16 protein-coding genes are annotated in these 18,617 nt (G+C 61.3%); 5 read left to right on the top strand and 11 right to left on the bottom strand.

What is annotated here, in order from left to right:
• Position 1 precedes the first annotated feature (1 nt).
• From FHX11_RS01550 to FHX11_RS01540, 3 genes are all read right to left on the bottom strand, one after another.
• Positions 2 to 1,027 (bottom strand): metalloregulator ArsR/SmtB family transcription factor, encoded by a 1,026-nt coding sequence (locus tag FHX11_RS01550; protein WP_184354370.1) that lies wholly within the window; start codon positions 1,025 to 1,027, stop codon positions 2 to 4.
• A gap of 224 nt (positions 1,028 to 1,251) precedes the next feature.
• The gene (gene ettA / locus FHX11_RS01545; protein WP_184354368.1) at positions 1,252 to 2,901 is read right to left on the bottom strand and encodes an energy-dependent translational throttle protein EttA; all 1,650 of its coding nucleotides are present in this window, start codon (positions 2,899 to 2,901) and stop codon (positions 1,252 to 1,254) included.
• 126 nt (positions 2,902 to 3,027) lie between these two features.
• The gene (locus tag FHX11_RS01540) at positions 3,028 to 3,774 is read right to left on the bottom strand and encodes a ribonuclease (protein ID WP_184355750.1); all 747 of its coding nucleotides are present in this window, start codon (positions 3,772 to 3,774) and stop codon (positions 3,028 to 3,030) included.
• A 165-nt stretch (positions 3,775 to 3,939) separates the two neighbouring features.
• Between FHX11_RS01540 and FHX11_RS01535 the strand changes: the two genes are divergently transcribed.
• Genes FHX11_RS01535 through FHX11_RS01520 form a run of 4 tightly spaced genes read left to right on the top strand, consistent with a single transcriptional unit; the run spans position 3,940 to position 8,726 of the window.
• Positions 3,940 to 4,872 (top strand): alpha/beta hydrolase, encoded by a 933-nt coding sequence (locus FHX11_RS01535; protein WP_184354366.1) that lies wholly within the window; start codon positions 3,940 to 3,942, stop codon positions 4,870 to 4,872.
• A gap of 18 nt (positions 4,873 to 4,890) precedes the next feature.
• Complete coding sequence (locus tag FHX11_RS01530; RefSeq protein ID WP_184354364.1) at positions 4,891 to 5,850, top strand: DMT family transporter; 960 nt, start codon at positions 4,891 to 4,893, stop codon at positions 5,848 to 5,850.
• 18 nt (positions 5,851 to 5,868) lie between these two features.
• A complete protein-coding gene (locus FHX11_RS01525) occupies positions 5,869 to 7,071 on the top strand; it encodes a CaiB/BaiF CoA-transferase family protein (RefSeq protein ID WP_184354362.1) in 1,203 nt (400 codons plus the stop codon).
• Positions 7,068 to 8,726, top strand: coding sequence for a thiamine pyrophosphate-binding protein (locus FHX11_RS01520; RefSeq protein WP_184354360.1), 1,659 nt, complete (start codon positions 7,068 to 7,070; stop codon positions 8,724 to 8,726). Before FHX11_RS01525 ends, FHX11_RS01520 begins: the two co-directional genes overlap by 4 nt.
• A 39-nt stretch (positions 8,727 to 8,765) precedes the next feature.
• Here FHX11_RS01520 and FHX11_RS01515 read toward each other — a convergent pair whose 3' ends face one another.
• The 3 genes from FHX11_RS01515 to FHX11_RS01505 all read right to left on the bottom strand — a co-directional run bounded on the left by FHX11_RS01515 (position 8,766) and on the right by FHX11_RS01505 (position 10,457).
• The gene (locus FHX11_RS01515; RefSeq protein WP_184354358.1) at positions 8,766 to 9,110 is read right to left on the bottom strand and encodes a RidA family protein; all 345 of its coding nucleotides are present in this window, start codon (positions 9,108 to 9,110) and stop codon (positions 8,766 to 8,768) included.
• 95 nt (positions 9,111 to 9,205) lie between these two features.
• Complete coding sequence (locus FHX11_RS01510; RefSeq protein WP_184354356.1) at positions 9,206 to 9,544, bottom strand: TIGR01244 family sulfur transferase; 339 nt, start codon at positions 9,542 to 9,544, stop codon at positions 9,206 to 9,208.
• A gap of 73 nt (positions 9,545 to 9,617) precedes the next feature.
• Positions 9,618 to 10,457, bottom strand: a complete 840-nt coding sequence (locus FHX11_RS01505) for a DUF4432 family protein (RefSeq protein ID WP_184354354.1) — start codon at positions 10,455 to 10,457, stop codon at positions 9,618 to 9,620.
• A gap of 229 nt (positions 10,458 to 10,686) precedes the next feature.
• Here FHX11_RS01505 and FHX11_RS01500 point away from each other — a divergent pair, with 229 nt between their 5' ends.
• Positions 10,687 to 12,138, top strand: coding sequence for a L,D-transpeptidase (locus FHX11_RS01500; RefSeq protein WP_184354352.1), 1,452 nt, complete (start codon positions 10,687 to 10,689; stop codon positions 12,136 to 12,138).
• A 104-nt stretch (positions 12,139 to 12,242) separates the two neighbouring features.
• Here FHX11_RS01500 and FHX11_RS01495 read toward each other — a convergent pair whose 3' ends face one another.
• The 5 genes from FHX11_RS01495 to FHX11_RS01475 form a co-directional block, all read right to left on the bottom strand.
• On the bottom strand, positions 12,243 to 12,605 hold the full coding sequence (locus tag FHX11_RS01495) for a hypothetical protein (RefSeq protein WP_184354350.1): 363 nt from the start codon (positions 12,603 to 12,605) through the stop codon (positions 12,243 to 12,245).
• Between the two features lie 125 nt (positions 12,606 to 12,730).
• A complete protein-coding gene (locus FHX11_RS01490; protein WP_184354348.1) occupies positions 12,731 to 13,879 on the bottom strand; it encodes an iron-containing alcohol dehydrogenase in 1,149 nt (382 codons plus the stop codon).
• Positions 13,876 to 15,261, bottom strand: coding sequence for an aldehyde dehydrogenase family protein (locus FHX11_RS01485; protein WP_184354346.1), 1,386 nt, complete (start codon positions 15,259 to 15,261; stop codon positions 13,876 to 13,878). The genes FHX11_RS01490 and FHX11_RS01485 overlap by 4 nt, the downstream gene beginning before the upstream one ends.
• Positions 15,262 to 15,420: 159 nt before the next feature.
• Complete coding sequence (locus tag FHX11_RS01480) at positions 15,421 to 16,791, bottom strand: glutamine synthetase family protein (protein ID WP_184354344.1); 1,371 nt, start codon at positions 16,789 to 16,791, stop codon at positions 15,421 to 15,423.
• Positions 16,792 to 16,934: 143 nt separating this feature from the next.
• Positions 16,935 to 18,506, bottom strand: coding sequence for an amino acid permease (locus FHX11_RS01475; protein ID WP_184354342.1), 1,572 nt, complete (start codon positions 18,504 to 18,506; stop codon positions 16,935 to 16,937).
• Between the last annotated feature and the right edge of the window lie 111 nt (positions 18,507 to 18,617).

Below are 18,617 nucleotides of genomic sequence, written 5' to 3'. Positions count from 1 at the left end.
ATCAAACTCTCCCGGCAAGAATGGGGGACGACCGTTGGTCCTGTTCGGCGGCAATCAGCAGCCGCGGGTCGCGGGCCAGCCAGATCGTCACCGTCAATGCCGGACCGCCTTCCTTCCCCGAATGAAGATCCTGAACCTGCTCGACATCGAGGCCGGCCAGCTTCAGCCATTCCGACATGGTCTGATGGGAGAAGCCCAGCCTCAGATGCGCATGGTCCTCGCGCAGATATTCCAGCCCGTGCGGCGCAAGGTCGATGATGACAAGACGGCCGCCGGGCCTCAGCATTCGCGCGGCCTCGTTGATGGCGATTTCCGGCTGATCCAGGAAGTGCAGCACCTGATGGATGGTGATGAGATCGAAATCCTGGGCTTCCAGCGGCAAGTTGAAAATGTCGCCATGGCGCACCGAGGCGGCGGTAATGTTGGACCGATCGAGGTTGGCGCGGGCAACGGCCAGCATGTCACGGCTGGCATCGATGCCGACCGCCCGGCGATAGTGGCCGGCCAGCAACTGCAGCATCCGTCCCGTGCCGGTGCCGAGATCGAGAAACGTATCGATCTGTTGCGGGCCGATCAGCTCGATCAGCGCCTTGTCGACATCCTCATCGGCGACGTGCAGGCGACGCAGCTCGTCCCATTCGGCGGCGTTGCGGCTGAAATAGGCCTGAGCCCGCTCCGCGCGGACGCGCTTGACGGCGGAAAGCCGCTCACCGTCGCGCAGCAGCACGGCGTCGTTCTCCGCCGTATGCCGTAGCAGCGTGCGGGTCAGGGCAACGGCCTTACCCTCCTGCTTCAGCCGGAAATAGGCCCAGGCACCCTCCTGATAGCGGTCGATCAGACCGGCCTCGCCGAGCAGCTTCAGATGGCGCGAAATGCGCGGCTGGGATTGGCCGAGAATTTCCGTAAGATCGGTTACGGTCAGGTCGCCCGCGGCGAGCAGCGCCAGCAGGCGCAGGCGCGTCGGCTCGCCGGCCGCCTTCAGCACGTCCACCAGATCATCCAGCCCCAATTTCACCAAGTCCGTCATTCCACACCCAATCAAGATATAAAGATATCTTTATGTGATTTGGATGGAGTCTGCAAGAGCCAATCGCTCGCGACATGAATTCGGCGTCGGAAATCCATTAGTTTTTGTCGGCTGGGGAATACGGACCTCTTGTTCTACGGCAAAGAAAAACCCCCGAAAATTGTCGTCCAACTTTCGGGGGTCAGTTCAATGCCGGGGCTTTCGATGACAGAAAGACGGCAAACCTATCGTGTCAGCCGCTTGTGCGCCTGGCTGCCCGGATTGAGAGCATCGGGGCCGAGGCGGCGGATCTTGTCCTGCTCGTAATCTTCGAAATTGCCTTCGAACCATTCGACATGACCTTCGCCTTCAAAGGCCAGGATATGCGTGGCCAGGCGGTCGAGGAACATGCGATCATGGCTGATGATGATGGCGCAGCCGGCGAAGTTTTCGAGCGCGCTTTCCAGCGCCCCCAGTGTTTCCGTATCGAGGTCGTTGGTCGGTTCGTCGAGCAGAAGCACATTACCGCCAGCCTTCAGCATCTTGGCCAGGTGAACGCGGTTGCGCTGACCGCCGGAGAGATTACCGACCTTCTGCTGCTGGTCGCCGCCCTTGAAGTTGAAGGCGCCGCAATAAGCGCGCGAGTTCATGTCGAACTTGCCGAGCTTGATGACTTCGGCGCCGCCGGAGATTTCCTCCCATACGGTCTTATTGCCGTCGAGCGCGTCACGGCTCTGGTCGACATAGCTGAGATGCACCGTCTCGCCGATGCGGACCGAGCCGGAATCCGGCTTTTCCTGCCCGGTGATCATCTTGAACAGGGTCGTCTTGCCGGCACCGTTCGGGCCGATGATGCCGACGATGCCGCCCGGCGGCAGCTTGATCGACAGATCGTTGACCAGCGTGCGGCCTTCGAAGCCCTTGGTGATGCCCTCCATCTCGATCACCACTTGGCCGAGACGCTCGCTGACCGGAATGATGATCTGCGCATCGCCGGGACGCTGATTTTCGGCAGCATCGACCAGCTGTTCGTAAGCGTTGATACGCGCCTTGGACTTGGCCTGACGGGCCTTGGGGCTGGAGGCGATCCATTCCTGTTCGCGGCTGATTGCCTTCTGACGGCCGGCTTCTTCGCGGGCTTCCTGCAGCATGCGCTTGGCCTTGGCCTGCAGATAGGCGGAATAGTTGCCTTCGTAGGGAATGCCACGGCCGCGGTCGAGTTCGAGAATCCAGCCGGTAACATTGTCGAGGAAGTAGCGGTCGTGGGTGATCATCATCACGGCACCCGGATAGTCGCGCAGGTGCTTTTCCAGCCAGGCGATGGTCTCGGCGTCCAGATGGTTGGTCGGTTCGTCGAGCAGCAGCAGGTCCGGCTGCGAGAGAAGCAGGCGGCAAAGCGCGATACGGCGGCGCTCACCACCGGAAAGGCTGTTGACGTCGGCATCGCGCGGCGGGCAGCACAATGCTTCCATCGCCATCTCGACCTGGCTTTCCAGATCCCAGAGATTCTGGCTGTCGATGATGTCCTGGAGCTTGGCGGCCTCTTCCGCGGTCTCGTCGGAATAGTTCATCATCAATTCGTTGTAGCGATTGAGGATTTCGGTCTTCTTGGCAACGCCTTCCATGACGTTTTCGAACACCGTCTTGTTGGGATCGAGCTGCGGCTCCTGCGCCAGGTAGCCGATGGTCGCGCCTTCGGCGAGCCATGCCTCGCCGGTATATTCCTTGTCGAGGCCGGCCATGATGCGCAGCACGGTCGACTTACCGGCGCCGTTCGGACCGAGAATACCGATCTTGGCGTCGGGGTAGAAGGAGAGATGAATATTCTCCAGGATCTTCTTGGCGCCATAGGACTTATTCAGTCCGGCCATATGATAAATAAACTGACGTGCCATAGCTTGGGTTACTCCACGGGCGGATAACAGTGCGAATTGTGCCGCTATGTAGGCGAAACCCCGCCCTCGGGCAACGGCGAAACCTTGTCCGAGGGCATTTATCCGTATGAGAGGGCGGCAGCTCTCTCAGAATCCGGCCGCATCCACCACGCCGCGGTCGCAGCCGAACGACGTCCTGCCGGCACCCTGTATCAGCTGCGCAAGCCGCGGCTCGCTCGCTTGCGATGAATCGAGCGCGTCCTCGGACAGGCCGATCGTCAGCTCCGAGATCACGCGGACGTCGCCAACGCGGCGGCAGCTCATCTTGATGCGGGCATTGGCGCCTTCACCGAAGCTCTGGTCGAAGGCAGCCTTGATCGCCTCGGCATCGAGTTCCTTGCCGATATTCTCAGCGAAAAGGTCACGCACGGCGGAGCCATTGAGCTCACCGATCAAACCCGTCGCGATTGAGAAATAATCATCGGCGCTGAGCTTCGTGCAGGTGCCATGCTTGATCCATTCATGCCGCTCCAGCCCGGATTGCGTGCCCGGCATGGCCTTGTCCAGCTTCGCTTTCACCTCTCCCGACAGCTGCACGGCGGGCAGATCCTTCCAATCGCTGCTGCGATCGGCCTGCTTCAAGTCATCCGAAACACCGCAATATTCCTGCCGCATCGGCCAAAGCCCATGTAGCGAGAAGTTCTTGGCGTCGAAATTATTCGGCGACTGGTTGCGGCACTCGGCCTTTTTCTGGTTGCCCTGGCAGAACGCCGGCTCCCAGCTCGCCGCCAGAATGAACCGCGTCCGGCCCCGGCTACCGTCCTGCGCCATCGCGCTCGCCGCCACCATCGCGGACAGAACCGCAACCATAAATCCTTGAAGCAAAAGCCTCATTCCCATGCCTCCAACTGGAACAATATGAGAACAAATAAGCAGGTTGATCGACCGGAAGCAACCCTCCTTCGTGGCCACAGCCGAGATTATTTCTGTGAGCTTCGGCCGTCCTCCATTGCAATCGCAAAGACGATCACCTTTCGTCAGCGTTGGGAGGACACGCACATGTTTGCCGAAACCAGGCACCTGGACAGCCCGACGGGCGCGACGCTCGCCTATCATCATCTACCGGCGCAGGCCGAAGCGCGGGGCGTGCTTCTCATAAGCCATGGCCTTGCCGAACACTCCCGCCGCTACGAAGGCTTCGCCAGGGCCATGGCCGCGCGCGGCTATCACATCTACGCCCATGACCATCGCGGCCACGGCGAAACGGTGGCCGCCGACGCACCGCTCGGCCGCTTTGCCCGCCGCAACGGCGTCGATGCCGTCATTGCCGACGTGCTGGCGATGCGCGAGCTTGCCGCTACGGCGCATCCCGGCCTGCCGATCATTCTCTTCGGCCATTCCATGGGCGGGTTGATCAGCCTGAACGTCGCGGTCACGCATCCCGACAAATTCGATGCCGTCACGGTCTGGAACTCGAATTTCAATCCCGGCCCTGCCGGCCGCGCCGCCCAGGTCATTCTGAAAACGGAGCGCATGTTCAAGGGATCGGATGTGCCGAGCGAGTTGTTGCCGAAATTGACCTTCGGTGTCTGGGGACGGTCGGTCGAAAACCGCCGCACCGAATTCGACTGGCTGACGCGCATCCCCGAGGAAGTCGACAAATATATCGCCGATCCGCTCTGCGGCTTTAATGCCTCGGTGTCGCTGTGGCTGGATCTTTTCGAGCTGACCTTCCGCGCGCCGCAAAAGACCTATCTCGATCGGCTCCGACGCGACATGCCGATCCATCTGGTCGGCGGCGGCCACGACCCGGCAACAAACAATGGAAAGGCAATCGCCTGGTTGTCGAATCATTTGAAACGGTCTGGCTTCTCGCATATTAGCCTGACCATCCATCAGGACATGCGCCACGAGACGCTGAACGAGATCGGCGCGGGCGCGGCGATTGCGGATTTTGCCGACTGGTGCCAGCGGGTGACCGCAAAATCCTGATTGCACAGGAATTTTCGAATGAATGCCAGCGCTGGCCCCTCGTCCCGTTTTTCCCAGTCGGAGATGACCTTCGGGCTGTCGATGATGTTTCTGTCGGTCATCCTGTCGCCAGTCATCGACATTTTTTCCAAGCTCGCCGCCGCCACCGTTCCGCCGGCGGAAGTCACGGCCGCCCGCTTCATTCTCCAATCGCTGTTCGCGCTGCCATTCATGGCGCTGAAAAGCCAATGGGGCTCATGGTCGCTGCGCCGAAGCGGCGTGCATGCCATTCGCGCCGGCGTGCTGACTCTGTCGATGATCTCCTTCGTCACCACGCTGCAGGTCATGGAAGTCGCCGACGCCATCGCCATCTTCTTCGTCGAACCGATGATGCTGACCATCCTCAGCAGTATCTTTCTGAAGGAGACCATCGGCTGGCGCCGCTATACGGCTTGCGCCGTCGGCTTCTTCGGCGCGATGCTGATCATCCAGCCAAGCTTCACCGAGGTCGGCCCTGTCGCGCTGCTGCCCGTCGTCACGGCATTCTGCATCGCCGTCTACGCGATGATCACCCGCGTCGTCTCCCATAGCGAGGGGGCCTGGTCGATGCAGTTCCAGACCGGTATCTGGGGCACGCTGCTCTGCCTGATGCTTCTGACCCTCGGCCACGGCACCGGATCGCCGATCCTCGATCCGGTCGCGCCGGATCTCGTTGCCATGATCCATCTTCTCGGCGTCGGCGTCAGCGCGGCAATTACGGGTATTCTCAGTGTCCATGCCTATCGCGCCGCCCCGGCCTCGACACTGGCACCCTTGCAATATTTCGAGATCGTCTCGGCGACGATACTTGGCTGGCTGATCTTCGGCGATTTCCCCGACACGATCAAATGGCTCGGCATTGTCATCATCATCGCCTCCGGCCTCTATATTCTCTGGCGCGAGCGGCGCTTTGCTTCCAAGCCCGTATCCGATACATCTGGAGATGCCTTCACACCTTAGCCGCTCATCCGGATCGACATGACAGCCAACATCACGAAGAAACCGCCGCTTTCCGGCATCCGCGTCATCGAGCTAGCCCGCGTTCTCGCCGGCCCCTGGGCAGGGCAGATGCTGGCCGATCTCGGAGCCGATGTCATCAAGGTGGAGAACCCCGACGGCGGCGACGACACCCGCCAATGGGGGCCTCCCTTCGTCGAGAGCAAGGACGGGGAAAATCTCTCGGCCGCCTACTATCACTCGACCAATCGCGGCAAGCGCTCCATCACTGTCGACCTCAGAACCGAAGAGGGCCAGGATATCGTCCGCCGGCTGATCAAGACCGCGGATGTGGTGATCGAGAATTTCAAGCTCGGCGGCCTGGTGAAATATCGCCTCGACTATGAGAGCCTGAAGAAAATCAACCCCAAGCTCGTCTATTGCTCGATCACCGGCTTCGGCCAGACCGGGCCCTATGCCGGGCTTGCGGGCTATGATTATATCGTGCAGGGCATGTCCGGCTTCATGTCGATCACTGGCGAGCCGGATGGACAGCCGATGAAGGCGGGCGTGGCGATCGCCGATATCTTCACGGGGATTTACGCTGTCTCCGCCATCGAGGCGGCATTGATCCATGCGCTGAAGACCGGCGAAGGCCAGCTGGTCGACATGGCCTTGCTCGATGTGCAATCCGCCGTGCTGGCCAATCAGAACATGAACTATCTGATTTCCAGCAAGGCTCCCGTGCGCCTCGGCAATGCTCATCCGAATATCTCGCCCTACGAGGTCGTGCCGACGGCTGACGGCCATCTGATCCTTGCCGTCGGCAATGACGGGCAGTTCCGCCGCCTCTGCACCATCCTCGGCATCGAGACGCATGCGGACGACGAGCGATACGCCACCAACAAGGCCCGCGTCGCCCATCGCCATGAGGTCCGCGCCTTCGTCTCGGCGAAAACGCTGACATGGAACAAGGCGGAACTGCTGAAGGCCTGCGAGGACAATGCCGTACCGGCCGGCGCCATCAATACGATCGAGGATATGTTCGCGGACCCACAGATCGAGGCGCGCGGCTTGCGGATCGATCTGGAGGATGCCGCCGGCACCATGATCCCGAGCGTGCGCACGCCGGTGGTTCTGTCGGAGACGCCGCTGACCTATACCCGGCCGAGCCCGCGTCTCGGCGAGCATCAGGAGGAAGTTCTGGCCGAATTGGCGGAACTGGAGAGGAAGGCAAAAACATGAAGCGAACTGGCGGCCAGCTCATCGTCGAAGCCCTGAAGGCAAATGGGGTACAGCGCATTTCCTGCGTTCCCGGCGAGAGCTTTCTCGCCGTGCTCGATGCGTTGCGTGACAGCGACATCGAGGTGCTCGTCTGCCGCCAGGAGGGTGGTGCCGCGATGATGGCGGACGCCTGGGGCCGGCTCACCGGCGAACCGGGCATCTGCATGGTCACCCGCGGACCGGGTGCCACCAACGCCTCCGCCGGCCTGCATATCGCTCGCCAGGATTCGATCCCGATGATCCTCTTCATCGGCCAGGTGCAGCGCGACGCCCGCGAGCGCGAGGCGTTTCAGGAGGTGGAGTTCCGCCGCGCTTTCACGGAATTCGCAAAATGGGTCGGCGAGATCGACGATGCCGCCCGCATTCCGGAATTCGTCACCCGCGCCTTCTCGGTGGCAACATCGGGACGGCCCGGTCCCGTCGTGCTGACGCTGCCCGAGGACATGCTGCGCGACGAGGTCGAGGCGCCGCCGGCCAAGCCCTACACGCCGGTATCAGCCCATCCTGGCCGCGCCCAGATCGACGACCTGCACCGGCGCCTAAGCGCAGCCGAGCGGCCAATGGTCATCCTCGGGGGCACGCGCTGGGATGAGAGTGCGGTTGCCGGCATCAGAAGCTTTGCCGAACGCTTCAAGCTGCCGGTCGGCTGCTCCTTCCGCCGGCAGATGCTGTTCGACCATCTCCATCCAAGCTACGCCGGCGATGTCGGCATCGGCATCAATCCGGCGCTGGCAAAGGAGATCAGGCAGGCCGACCTGCTGATCCTGCTCGGCGGACGCTTCTCCGAAATGCCGTCCTCCGGCTATACGCTGATGGACATCCCCTACCCGCAGCAGCAGCTCATCCATATTCATCCCGATCCATCCGAGATCGGCCGCGTCTACCGCCCGGATCTCGCAATCTGCGCCAGCCCCGCCGATTTCGTGACGGCACTCGCCGATCTCCCAGCGCCGGTAGAACCGCGTTGGGCGGAGCGAACGGAGCGCATGCATTCCGCCTACCTCGCCTGGTCGACGACGCCGGAAAAGAGCCCCGGCGCGGTGCATATGGGCCGGATCATGGACTGGATCGAGGCCAATACGGCCGCCGACACGATCTTCACCAACGGCGCCGGCAATTATGCTACCTGGCTGCACCGCTTCCACCGTTTCCGCCGCTTCAACACCCAGGCCGCCCCGGCCTCCGGTTCGATGGGTTATGGATTGCCGGCGGCGGTTGCCGCCAAGCAGCTCTTTCCGGAGCGCGAGGTGATCTGCTTTGCCGGAGACGGCTGCTTCATGATGCATGGCCAGGAATTTGCGACCGCCATGCAATACCGCCTGCCGCTGATCGCGCTCGTCATCAATAACGGCATGTATGGCACCATCCGCATGCATCAGGAACGCGAATATCCCGGACGCGTCAGCGCCACGGCACTGGAAAACCCGGATTTCGCAGCCCTGGCCCGCGCCTATGGCGGCCACGGTGAAACCGTGAGGACGACGGAGGAATTCGCACCGGCCTTCGAGCGGGCGCGCGCCAGCGGCAAGCCGGCGATCATCGAGATCCAGCTCGATCCCGAGGCCATCACCCCTTCCCGCACCTTGACGGAAATTTCGCAAACAAAAAGCCGGTGAACGCGAGCCCACCGGCTTTTTGGAACGTGTCTGATCGAGTTAGTCGATCGCGGCGGTGACGATGAACTCGACCTTGTACTTCGGCGCGGCGAGCTTGGCTTCGCTGGTGGCGCGAGCCGGCGTGTTTGCCGGATCGACCCAGGCTTCCCAGGCGGCGTTCATTTCGGCGAAGTCGGCGATATCGGCGAGATAGATCAGCGTCTGCAGGATCTTCGACTTGCTGGAACCGGAAGCGGCCAGCAGGCGATCCACTTCGGCCAGAGCCGACTTGCACTGATCCGTGACGCTTGCGCCTTCGCCAACCTGGCCGGCGAGGTAAACGGTGTTGCCGTGAATGACGGCGCCGCTCATGCGGACTCCGACGTCGATACGCTTGATGCTCATACTTCTCTCCTGATGTTGTCCGGTGACGGGTCACAAACTGGGCGCTGCTCGCCGGCAACGCCCAAAATATCCTATATATTCAGTGAAACGGCCGCTCAGCCGCGAATGTGATGCGTCTTCTGATAGATCGCGGTCGAACGCGCGCCGGAGCGGCAATAGCCGAGCATAGGCCGCGGGAATTCGTCGAGCGCGTCGACCATGCCCTGCACGGCCTCTTCGGTCACGCCCATAGGCCCGACGGGCACATGGGTAATCTCAAGCCCAAGCTCCTTGGCGCGCGCCGCGACGGCGGCAAACGGCGTCTGATCCGGGCTTTCCTGATCCGGGCGATGGCAGACGATCGATTTGAATCCCAAGGCCTTGATCTCGTCGAGATCCTCCACGGTGATCTGGCCGGACACCGAGTATTCGTCATCGATCGGACGGATATCCATGGTTTATTTCCTCTTTGAAACCGAGGGCCTTGGTCTACGCCGCGGCAGGGCGAGCGTCAACCGCACAGACACCTCAAACGAAGGCAAAGTTGAGCATGAAATTCCTGGCTTCCCCGGGCTGGAGAATATCGAACTCACCCGCCTCTTCGAGTTCGGCGCGCGACACCCAGCGATGCGAAACCGGCTCGATGCCGAGGACGTCGGCAGGCGCGCGCTGGTTGCGCCAGACCTGCAGGAACGGCAGCGTGTCCGTGCCGAAACGTACCCTCAGCGACTTGCCGCCGATGGCCGCGATCGGTCCGAGACGGAGCTCGGCCCAATCCTCTCCTTTCGCCGTCGCCTGCACGCAGAAAATGCCGCCCAGCTCCTCGCCGAACGTCCAGGGAAAGCCACCATTTTCCAGCATCTGACCGGCAAGGCGCACGCCGTCGTCGAACCATTTGCCGCCGATATTCATATGATACATCAGGAAGACCGGCATCGCCTCGGAGCTGGTGTTGACGATGCGATCCGCGAGGAAAACCTCGCCCATCACACCGTCTATCCGCCAGTGGCGCTCCAGCCGCGCCGTCAGCCCCTCGGCGGTAACGACGTCGATATCGGCACGGCATTCGGCATTGCCATCCTCGAAGCGCGTCCAGAGAATCCTGGCTGGATGCGAGGAAAAGGAGCCGTGCAGCGGATAGCGCTTTCCTTCGAACGCACCCGACATCGGCTGCGGATGGCGGATATGATCCGGCCCGCAGGTGAAGAGAAACCCCTCCAGGGAATGATCGATACGCGGATCGCCGTCATCGGGAATGGCGCGTCCGGGCGCGAGATCGCTGCCATCGACGACACAAGCGCCAATATCGAGCACGGAGCTTTCATCCAGCGTGAGTTTCGGCCCCTTGGCCGCGGCAAAGTCCATCATGTCTGGCAATTCTCCCTGATCGGCACGCGCCCTGTGACCCCTTCCGAAGATAGTCCCGAAACGGGGCGCGGCGAGAATAAATGGTGATTTCGCTTACCGAAGGTTAACTTGACGTCTTGATCACACAAATTTTTATATTTTATTCAGCATGATAATCTAAAATTCCATACTGGCGTCAAAATTGCCATGTGTGTGTCGGCTCAGCTAGTACCCCGAGGATTCGATAGACGTGAACCGGTTCCTGAAATTCAGCCTTGCCGCAGCCCTGGCTGCCACCGTGTCGGCGCTCGCATTGACCGATGCGCAGGCGCAAACCTACGGCGGTAGGAACAATGACATCGTCTTCGTAACCCCCGACGGTCGCATTCTCGACCAATATCCGGATCAGAACGGCCTGACCTATGCCCGCGACGGACGCGGACGGCGCGTTCTGGTTGACCGTTACGGCAATGTCATCGCCACCGCGATGCGGGCCAGCACCTATTATCCTCAGGCCCCAGCCTCCGACCCAAACAACAATGACGGTTATGCCGAGGGCGGCCGCTATGGCGACACGCAGCTCTCCAACAATGGCGGCTACCGTGATTACCGTCAGTATCGCACTGATAGCTACAACGATGACGGCTACGGCCAGCAGGATCGCAGCTTGGTTACCGGCGGTATTCCGAACGACAGCGAGATCCAGCGTCAACCGCTCGACAGTCAGCCGCTGCCGAACGCAAACGCCGAATCGCAGCAGCCGACCGGCAACGACTATGCCTCAATCGATCCGCAGCAGGCCTCTCCCGACGTCCCGCGCAAGCAGCCGGCCGAGCCGGTGATCACGCTGAAGGGCAAATCGAAGATGGAGATCACCGCGCTCCAGGTCTTCCTTGCCCGCCAGGGCGTTTCTCCTGGTGCCATCGACGGGCATATGGGCGGCAATGTCACCAAGGCCATCTACGCCTATCAGCAGATGACCGGCCAGACGCTCGATCCGAAGGATACGGATTCGATCCTCGAGCAATTGCGCCTCTCGGGCGGCATGCCGATCGTCAATTATACGATCACGTCCGCCGATGCCGCCGGCCCCTATGTTGCATCGATCCCGGAAGACTATGCCGAAAAGTCGCAAATGCCGTCGCTCGGCTATACCTCGACCACGGAAATGCTGGCCGAACGCTTCCACATGGACGAGGGCTATCTGAAGGAGCTCAATCCAGGCGTCGATTTCACCGTTCCCGGCACCACCATCAAGGTCGTCAATACCGGCAAGCCGAAGACCGGCACCGTCGCCAAGATCCTGGCCGATAAGGGCCGCAAGCAGGTCTTCGCCTATGATGCAAACGGCACGCTGATTGCCGCCTATCCCGCCAGCATCGGCTCGGCCGACACGCCTTCGCCGTCCGGCACGGTCACCGTCGAGCGCGTCGCCTTCAATCCGGGCTATACCTACAATCCGAAGATCAACTTTCAACAGGCCGGGAACGACAAGGTTCTCAACATCCCGCCCGGCCCGAACGGTCCGGTTGGTACGGTCTGGATGGCCCTTTCGAAGCCGACCTACGGCATCCACGGCACGCCGGATCCCTCGAGAATCGGCAAGACTCAGAGCCATGGCTGCGTCCGTCTCACCAACTGGGACGCGACCGAACTCGCCAAGATGGTCAAGCCCGGCGTGGTCGTCGAATTCGTCGACTGATTGCGGACGCATCACAAACAGAAAGGCCGGCGGATCAACCATCCGCCGGCCTTTCTGTTTTGATTGATTTCGTCAAAGGAAGCTGTTGATGCGGGCGGCTGAATTCAATGCCGATAGAGCGCATAGACCAGGATAAATGCGAACAACATCGCGCCCAGAAATCCGCCGAGGATAATATTGGCGATTGCCCTTCCGCTTATCTTCAGCAAGCGGCCGCACAGGCCGGCGACAAGTATGAACGATACCGTACCGACAATGCTGGCGACCGTATCCGATATGGCAAACAGAACTGCAAGCAGCGAGACGACGATGCTGCTGATCAGCCATGCCAATGCGAGAATTACGGGGCCTTTCCAGAAGCTGGCTTGTGCCAATCGGGCGCCAAGAGCGCCGCCGCAAGCCCCTCCGACTGCGCCGGCGACAAGGATCACAAGCGACGGCGCGTCCGTCAATCCAGCAGCTTCCATCGATAGCCCTCTCTCCGAATGAACGATCTCCATACGGTTCGGGAAACTACGGCAATCAGCTCACCAAGCAAACAAAAAGTGCCACGCGAAATCGCGTGGCACGATCAATAGTCAGGCACATCAACTTAGAAGCAATCGCGGAACAGCGCCTTGGTGTTTTCCAGCGTCATCGGCACCGGATTGCCGCCGGCGCTCGGGTCTTCGATCGCCATGGCCGAGAGCTCGTCGATGCGATCCGGCGCGATGCCCATGGCCGAGAGGCTTTCCGGCACGCCAAGCTCCGCACGCAACTGCAGCACATAGTCATAAAAGCCGTCGAAACCGCCGGAAATGCCGAGATAGGCGGCGGCGCGGGCGATCTTGTCCTCGATGGCCTTGCGGTTGAAGCGCAGGACGGCCGGCATGACGACGGCATTGGTCATGCCGTGATGCGTGTTGTAGACGGCGCCGATCGGATGCGACAGCGCATGAATGGCGCCAAGGCCCTTCTGGAAGGCAACGGCGCCCATGGCGGCGGCGCTCATCATGTTGGCGCGGGCTTCGAGGTCGGTGCCTTCCTTATATGCGCGCGGCAGGAATTCCTTCACGAGCCGCATGCCTTCCAGCGCGATACCGGCCGACATCGGATGATAGAAGGGCGAGGAATAGGCTTCCAGGCAATGCGCGAAAGCGTCCATGCCCGTGCCGGCGGTGATGATCTTCGGCATGCCCACAGTCAGTTCCGGATCGGCGATGACGACGCCCGGCAGGAACTTCGGGTGGAAGATGATCTTCTTCACATGGGTTTCGGAATTGGTGATGACGCTGGCGCGCCCGACTTCCGAGCCGGTGCCGGCCGTCGTCGGCACGGCAACGATCGGCGCGATGCCCTCGACATTGGCGCGGGTCCACCAGTCGCCGATATCCTCGAAATCCCAGACCGGACGCGTCTGGCCGGCCATGAAGGCGACGCACTTGCCGAGGTCGAGGCCCGAGCCGCCGCCAAAGGCAACGACGCCGTCATGACCACCATCCTTGAAAGCCTTGACGCCGGCGTCGAGGTTCTTCTCGTTCGGATTGGGATCGACATCGGCGAAGATGGCGCGGCCGAGACCGGCCTCTTCGAGAATATCCAGCGCCGTCTGGGTGATCGCCATCGAGGCAAGTCCCCGGTCGGTGATCAGCAGCGGCTTCTTGATGCCGAGGCTCTTGCAGGCGTCCGCCAGTTCCTTGATCCGGCCCCGGCCGAGCTTGACGGCGGTGGGATAGCTCCAATTGGCTGAGATAGTGCTCATGCTGTTACTTTCTTCAGATGGTAGGATTTCGGACGCGTCAGATTGTGGAAGCCGATGATCGACAGCGAACCGCCGCGGCCGGTTTCCTTGACGCCGGTCCAGCACAATGCCGGATCGAGATAGTCGGCGCGGTTCATGAAGACGGTGCCGGTTTCGATGTCGCGGCCGATGCGCGAGGCGCGCTCGACATCCTTGGTCCAGAGCGACGCCGTCAGGCCATAGGGGCTGTCATTCATCAGCTCCAGCGCTTCCGCATCGCTCTTCACCTTCATGATCCCGACGGCGGGACCGAAGGTTTCTTCGCGCATGAAAGCCATGGAATGATCGACATTGACGAGGATCTGCGGCGCAAGATAGGCGCCGCCGTCATCGGCCGGGAACAGCTTGGGATCGACTAGTGCCTTGGCGCCCTTGGCGACCGCATCGGCAATCTGCTCGCGCACCACCTTGGCGAAACGCTTGTGCGCCATCGGGCCGAGCGTGGTTTCCGGATCGAGCGGGTTGCCGAGCTTGTAATTCGACACCCAGGCGACCGACTTCTCGACAAAGGCATCGTAGAGCGATTCATGCACATAGATGCGCTCGATGCCGCAGCAGCACTGGCCGGAGTTGAAGGTCGCGCCGTCCATCAGCGTATCGACGGCAGCATCCAGATCCGCGTCTTCCATGACATAGCCCGGATCCTTGCCGCCCAGCTCGAGGCCGAGGCTGGTGAAGGTACCGGCGGCGGCACGCTCGATCGAGCGGCCACCTTCGACGGAGCCGGTGAAGTTGACGAAATTGAAGCTACCGGCGGCGATCAGCGCCGAGGTGGTTTCATGATCCAGGAAGACATTCTGGAAGACGTCGGCGGGAACGCCGGCTTCCACGAAAGCCTGCACCAGCCGCTCGCCCACCAGAAGCGTCTGGCTGGCATGCTTGAGGATCACCGTATTGCCGGCCATCAGCGCCGGAGCAACCGTGTTGATCGCCGTCATGTAAGGGTAATTCCATGGCGCTATGACGAAGACAACGCCATGCGGCTCGCGCTCGATGCGACGCGCGAAATTGGCGCTGTCCTCTACGACCAGAGGCGCCATCGCATCGGCGGCGATCGAGGCGACATAGTTGGAGCGCTCGTTGAAGCCGCGATATTCGCCGCCATACTTGATCGGGCGGCCCATCTGCCACGAAAGTTCCGGCACGACGACATCAGCCATCTCGTTGAGGCGCGCGACGCCTTTCAGCACGAGCTGAACGCGATCTTCCAGCGGGCGGCGCGCCCAATCCTTCTGCGCCTTGCGAGCGCGGGCTACCACATCCTTGGCGGCCTCCAGCGACAAGGCGGGGCGCTCCGCATAAACCTCGCCGTTCACCGGCGATACGCATGTGATCATGGTCATGATCGAAATCCTGTTTTTGTAGTCACGAACATATTATCGGCGGGCTCCGGGGATGTCGCCCCGCAGCCCCTGCGCCGCCGAAAGAAGCGCTTTACCGCAGCCATCTCCCTACCCTCGCCTGGCGACGAAAATCAGGCAGGACCGACAACGACGGCAGGCTTACGCCCTTTCGAATCCGCGCGCCACCTCCCAATCGGTGATGCGACGATCATACTCTTCCTGTTCCCATTCCGCAGCGCGGGCATAGTGATCGACGACATCGTCGCCGAAAGCGGCGCGCAGCATCTTCGAATTGCTCAAGGCAACCGTCGCATCGCGCAGCGTGCGCGGGATTTCACGCACCTCGCGGGCACCATAGGCGTCCCCCACGAACGGCGCTTCCAGCTCGAGCTTGTTCTCGATACCGTCGAGACCGGCAGCGATCAGCGCCGCGAACGCCAGATAGGGATTGAGATCGGAACCGCCAACACGGCATTCGATGCGGATCGCCTTGGTTTCCTCGCCGCAGAGGCGATAGCCCGCGGTGCGGTTGTCCTTGCTCCAGATCGCCTTGGTCGGTGCGAAGGTGCCGGCCATGAAACGCTTGTAGGAATTGATATAGGGCGCCAGGAAATAGGTGATCTCGCTGGCATGAGCCAGAAGCCCCGCGACATAATGCTTCATCGTCGGCGACATGCCATATTTCGCCCCCTCTTCGAAGAAGATGGAGTTCTTGCCATCGGCGCTCCATAGCGACTGATGGATATGCGAGGAGCTGCCGGCGGCGCCATAGTTCCATTTCGCCAGGAAGGTGATGGCCTTGCCCTTCGACCAGGCGATCTCCTTGCAGCCGTTCTTGATGATCGCATGGCGGTCCGCCATGGTCAGGGCATCGGCGTAGCGAACATTGATCTCTTCCTGGCCGGCGGAAGCCTCGCCCTTGGAATTTTCGACGGGGATGCCGGCGCCCTGCAGGCCGGTGCGGATCGCCCGCATGACCTCTTCTTCCTTGGTGGTCTGGAAGATGTGATAATCCTCGTTGTAGCCGCTGGCGAGCTTCAGATCCCGATAGCCGGACTCACGCGCGCTGTCATAGCTTTGATCGAAGAGGAAGAATTCGAGCTCCGAGGCCATGTAGGCCTTCAGACCCAATGCTTCGAGGCGCTTGACCTGCTTCTTGAGGATCGCGCGCGGCGAATGCGCCACCTCCTCGTGGGTGTGATGGTCGAGAACGTCGCAAAGCACCAGCGCCGTGCCCTCGAGCCAGGGAATCCGGCGCAGCGTCGCGAGATCCGGCTTCATCGTATAGTCGCCATAGCCTTTTTCCCAGCTGGTCGCCTTGTAGCCGGACACGGTCTCCATCTCGATATCGGTTGCCTGGAGATAGTTGCAGCTATGCGTTTCCTTCCAGGCGCTTTCGACGAAGAACTCCGCCTGGAAGCGCTTGCCCATCAAGCGGCCCTGCATATCCACCTGGCATGCCAGAACCGTGTCGATGCGCCCCTCGGCCACATCCTTTTTGAGGTCGTCGAACGTATAGCTAGTGCTCATGATTGATCCGCCTGGACGTTAGATTGTGACATCGGCCAACAAAGCGTCGTTTTCTGCAGGAGCAAACCGCGGCTGCGCTGCGTTGACCGGTGAACGGAGCCGCACCGCCGCGGCTCCGTGATTTCGGGATAGATGACCTGCGCTCAGCTTTCGCCGACTGCCGCTTCGGCCGCCGCGATGTCGGCCTTGCGCTTGGCAATCGCGTCGCCGATCGGCGGCCCCTTGAAGCGGCGGCGTTCGAAACCGAACCAGACGACCGCCGTCAGGATGAGGAAGCCGACCGTGATGATGCCGGCCCAGTCATTCGGCGGCTGGATGCCGAGAACGAAGATCACGATCATCGAAATGATGGTCAGCACCGCGAAGAGCTTGAACAGGCCTTCGCCCAGGTTCCACGGACCCATCTTGTCCCATTTCGCCGTTCCCCAGGCGAAAAGGCCGAGCGTGATCGGGATCGCGAAGGAGAAGAACAGGAAGATGACGGTGCACGAAACGACGATGGTGTAGACCGGCGTATCGCCGATGGAGACCAGTGACGAGCCCCAGACGAACAGCACGGACAGGATGGAACCGGTCCAGATCGCGGCAACCGGCGTGCGGTATTGCGGGCTGACCTTGGAGAGCGCCTTCGATGCCGGCAAGCCGCCGTCACGCGAGAAGGCGAAGATCATGCGCGAGACCGACGTCACCGTTGCAAGGCCGCACAGCCATTGGCTGATGAAGATCAGGAAATAGAGGATATCCTTGACGATCGGGTTCACCTGAGCGTCCATCGCCCAGAAGAAGACGTTCCAGCCCTGCTTGGCGGCGTCGTCCATGTTCGGCAGCATCAGGACGAAGGAGCACAGCATGATATAGCCGAACAGAGCCGACCAGAGGACCGAAGAGACCATGCCGCGCGGAACCGAATGAGCGGCCTTCACGGTCTCTTCCGAGGTATGCGCCGAGGCGTCGTAGCCGGTGATCGTATAGATCGGCAGCAGGAGACCGAGGGCGAAGACCCAGAACGTCGACACCTGCGGCCAGACAGGCGCGCCCGTAGCCGAACCGTCGGCGGCGATGGTGGCGATGCCGGAATAGTTGGTGAAGGTGAACAACCGCGCAAAATCATAGGATGGCGCGGCCACCAGGCACACGACCGCCAATGCGATCGAGGTCGCAAAGATCAGATAACCGGAAAAGTCGGTCAGCTTCGCCGTCAGACCGATACCCATATGGTTCACCAATGCCTGAAGGCCGGTGATCACCACGAGGAAGATGATGCGCACCACCGTGGTGTCGACCAGGCCGAAATAGCCGCCGAAGGCACCGAGGAAGAAATAGTAGGTGCCGACGTTGATGGCGCCGAGAACAGTGACGAGGCCGAGGAGATTGAACCAGGCCGTCAGCCAGCCGGTGAAGCGGTTGCCGAGGATCGAGCCCCAGTGATAGAGCCCGCCCGCGGTCGGATAGGCCGAGCTGATCTGCGCCATCGCCACGGCGAAAACCAGCGAAATGAAGCAGCCAAGCGGCCAGCCGATACCGATTGCGGCACCGCCCGCGCCCGACGTCGCCTGGGCGAGCGAATTGATGCCACCTGAAAGAATGCAAATAATCGAGAAGGATACAGCGAAATTCGAGAACGAACTCATGCGCCGCTCCAGCTCCTGAGCATAGCCCATGGAGTGGAGGATGTGGATGTCCTGCTTTTTGTCCAACTCTGAGTAATCAGACATGTCATTCCCCCTAAAGCCCGATCGCTCGCGGAATTGCGGGCGACCATATGTCATGTGGGCCGCCGGCTCTTGCCGTACGGCCCGATCGCAGTGAAACTGCTCCCCGGGGTC

The sequence above is a fragment of the Rhizobium sp. BK602 genome (assembly GCF_014195095.1).
Lineage (GTDB): Bacteria > Pseudomonadota > Alphaproteobacteria > Rhizobiales > Rhizobiaceae > Rhizobium.
Note: the sequence above shows the minus strand (reverse complement) of the source record. Positions and strands in the feature narration are given on the sequence as shown.

What these genes read in the sequence shown, in the direction of transcription:
- FHX11_RS01550 (WP_184354370.1), bottom strand. Translation starts at nt 1,027, where the DNA reads ATGACGGACTTGGTGAAATTGGGGCTGGATGATCTGGTGGACGTGCTG.
- ettA (WP_184354368.1), bottom strand. Translation starts at nt 2,901, where the DNA reads ATGGCACGTCAGTTTATTTATCATATGGCCGGACTGAATAAGTCCTAT.
- FHX11_RS01540 (WP_184355750.1), bottom strand. Translation starts at nt 3,774, where the DNA reads ATGAGGCTTTTGCTTCAAGGATTTATGGTTGCGGTTCTGTCCGCGATG.
- FHX11_RS01535 (WP_184354366.1), top strand. Translation starts at nt 3,940, where the DNA reads ATGTTTGCCGAAACCAGGCACCTGGACAGCCCGACGGGCGCGACGCTC.
- FHX11_RS01530 (WP_184354364.1), top strand. Translation starts at nt 4,891, where the DNA reads ATGAATGCCAGCGCTGGCCCCTCGTCCCGTTTTTCCCAGTCGGAGATG.
- FHX11_RS01525 (WP_184354362.1), top strand. Translation starts at nt 5,869, where the DNA reads ATGACAGCCAACATCACGAAGAAACCGCCGCTTTCCGGCATCCGCGTC.
- FHX11_RS01520 (WP_184354360.1), top strand. Translation starts at nt 7,068, where the DNA reads ATGAAGCGAACTGGCGGCCAGCTCATCGTCGAAGCCCTGAAGGCAAAT.
- FHX11_RS01515 (WP_184354358.1), bottom strand. Translation starts at nt 9,110, where the DNA reads ATGAGCATCAAGCGTATCGACGTCGGAGTCCGCATGAGCGGCGCCGTC.
- FHX11_RS01510 (WP_184354356.1), bottom strand. Translation starts at nt 9,544, where the DNA reads ATGGATATCCGTCCGATCGATGACGAATACTCGGTGTCCGGCCAGATC.
- FHX11_RS01505 (WP_184354354.1), bottom strand. Translation starts at nt 10,457, where the DNA reads ATGATGGACTTTGCCGCGGCCAAGGGGCCGAAACTCACGCTGGATGAA.
- FHX11_RS01495 (WP_184354350.1), bottom strand. Translation starts at nt 12,605, where the DNA reads ATGGAAGCTGCTGGATTGACGGACGCGCCGTCGCTTGTGATCCTTGTC.
- FHX11_RS01490 (WP_184354348.1), bottom strand. Translation starts at nt 13,879, where the DNA reads ATGAGCACTATCTCAGCCAATTGGAGCTATCCCACCGCCGTCAAGCTC.
- FHX11_RS01485 (WP_184354346.1), bottom strand. Translation starts at nt 15,261, where the DNA reads ATGACCATGATCACATGCGTATCGCCGGTGAACGGCGAGGTTTATGCG.
- FHX11_RS01480 (WP_184354344.1), bottom strand. Translation starts at nt 16,791, where the DNA reads ATGAGCACTAGCTATACGTTCGACGACCTCAAAAAGGATGTGGCCGAG.
- FHX11_RS01475 (WP_184354342.1), bottom strand. Translation starts at nt 18,506, where the DNA reads ATGTCTGATTACTCAGAGTTGGACAAAAAGCAGGACATCCACATCCTC.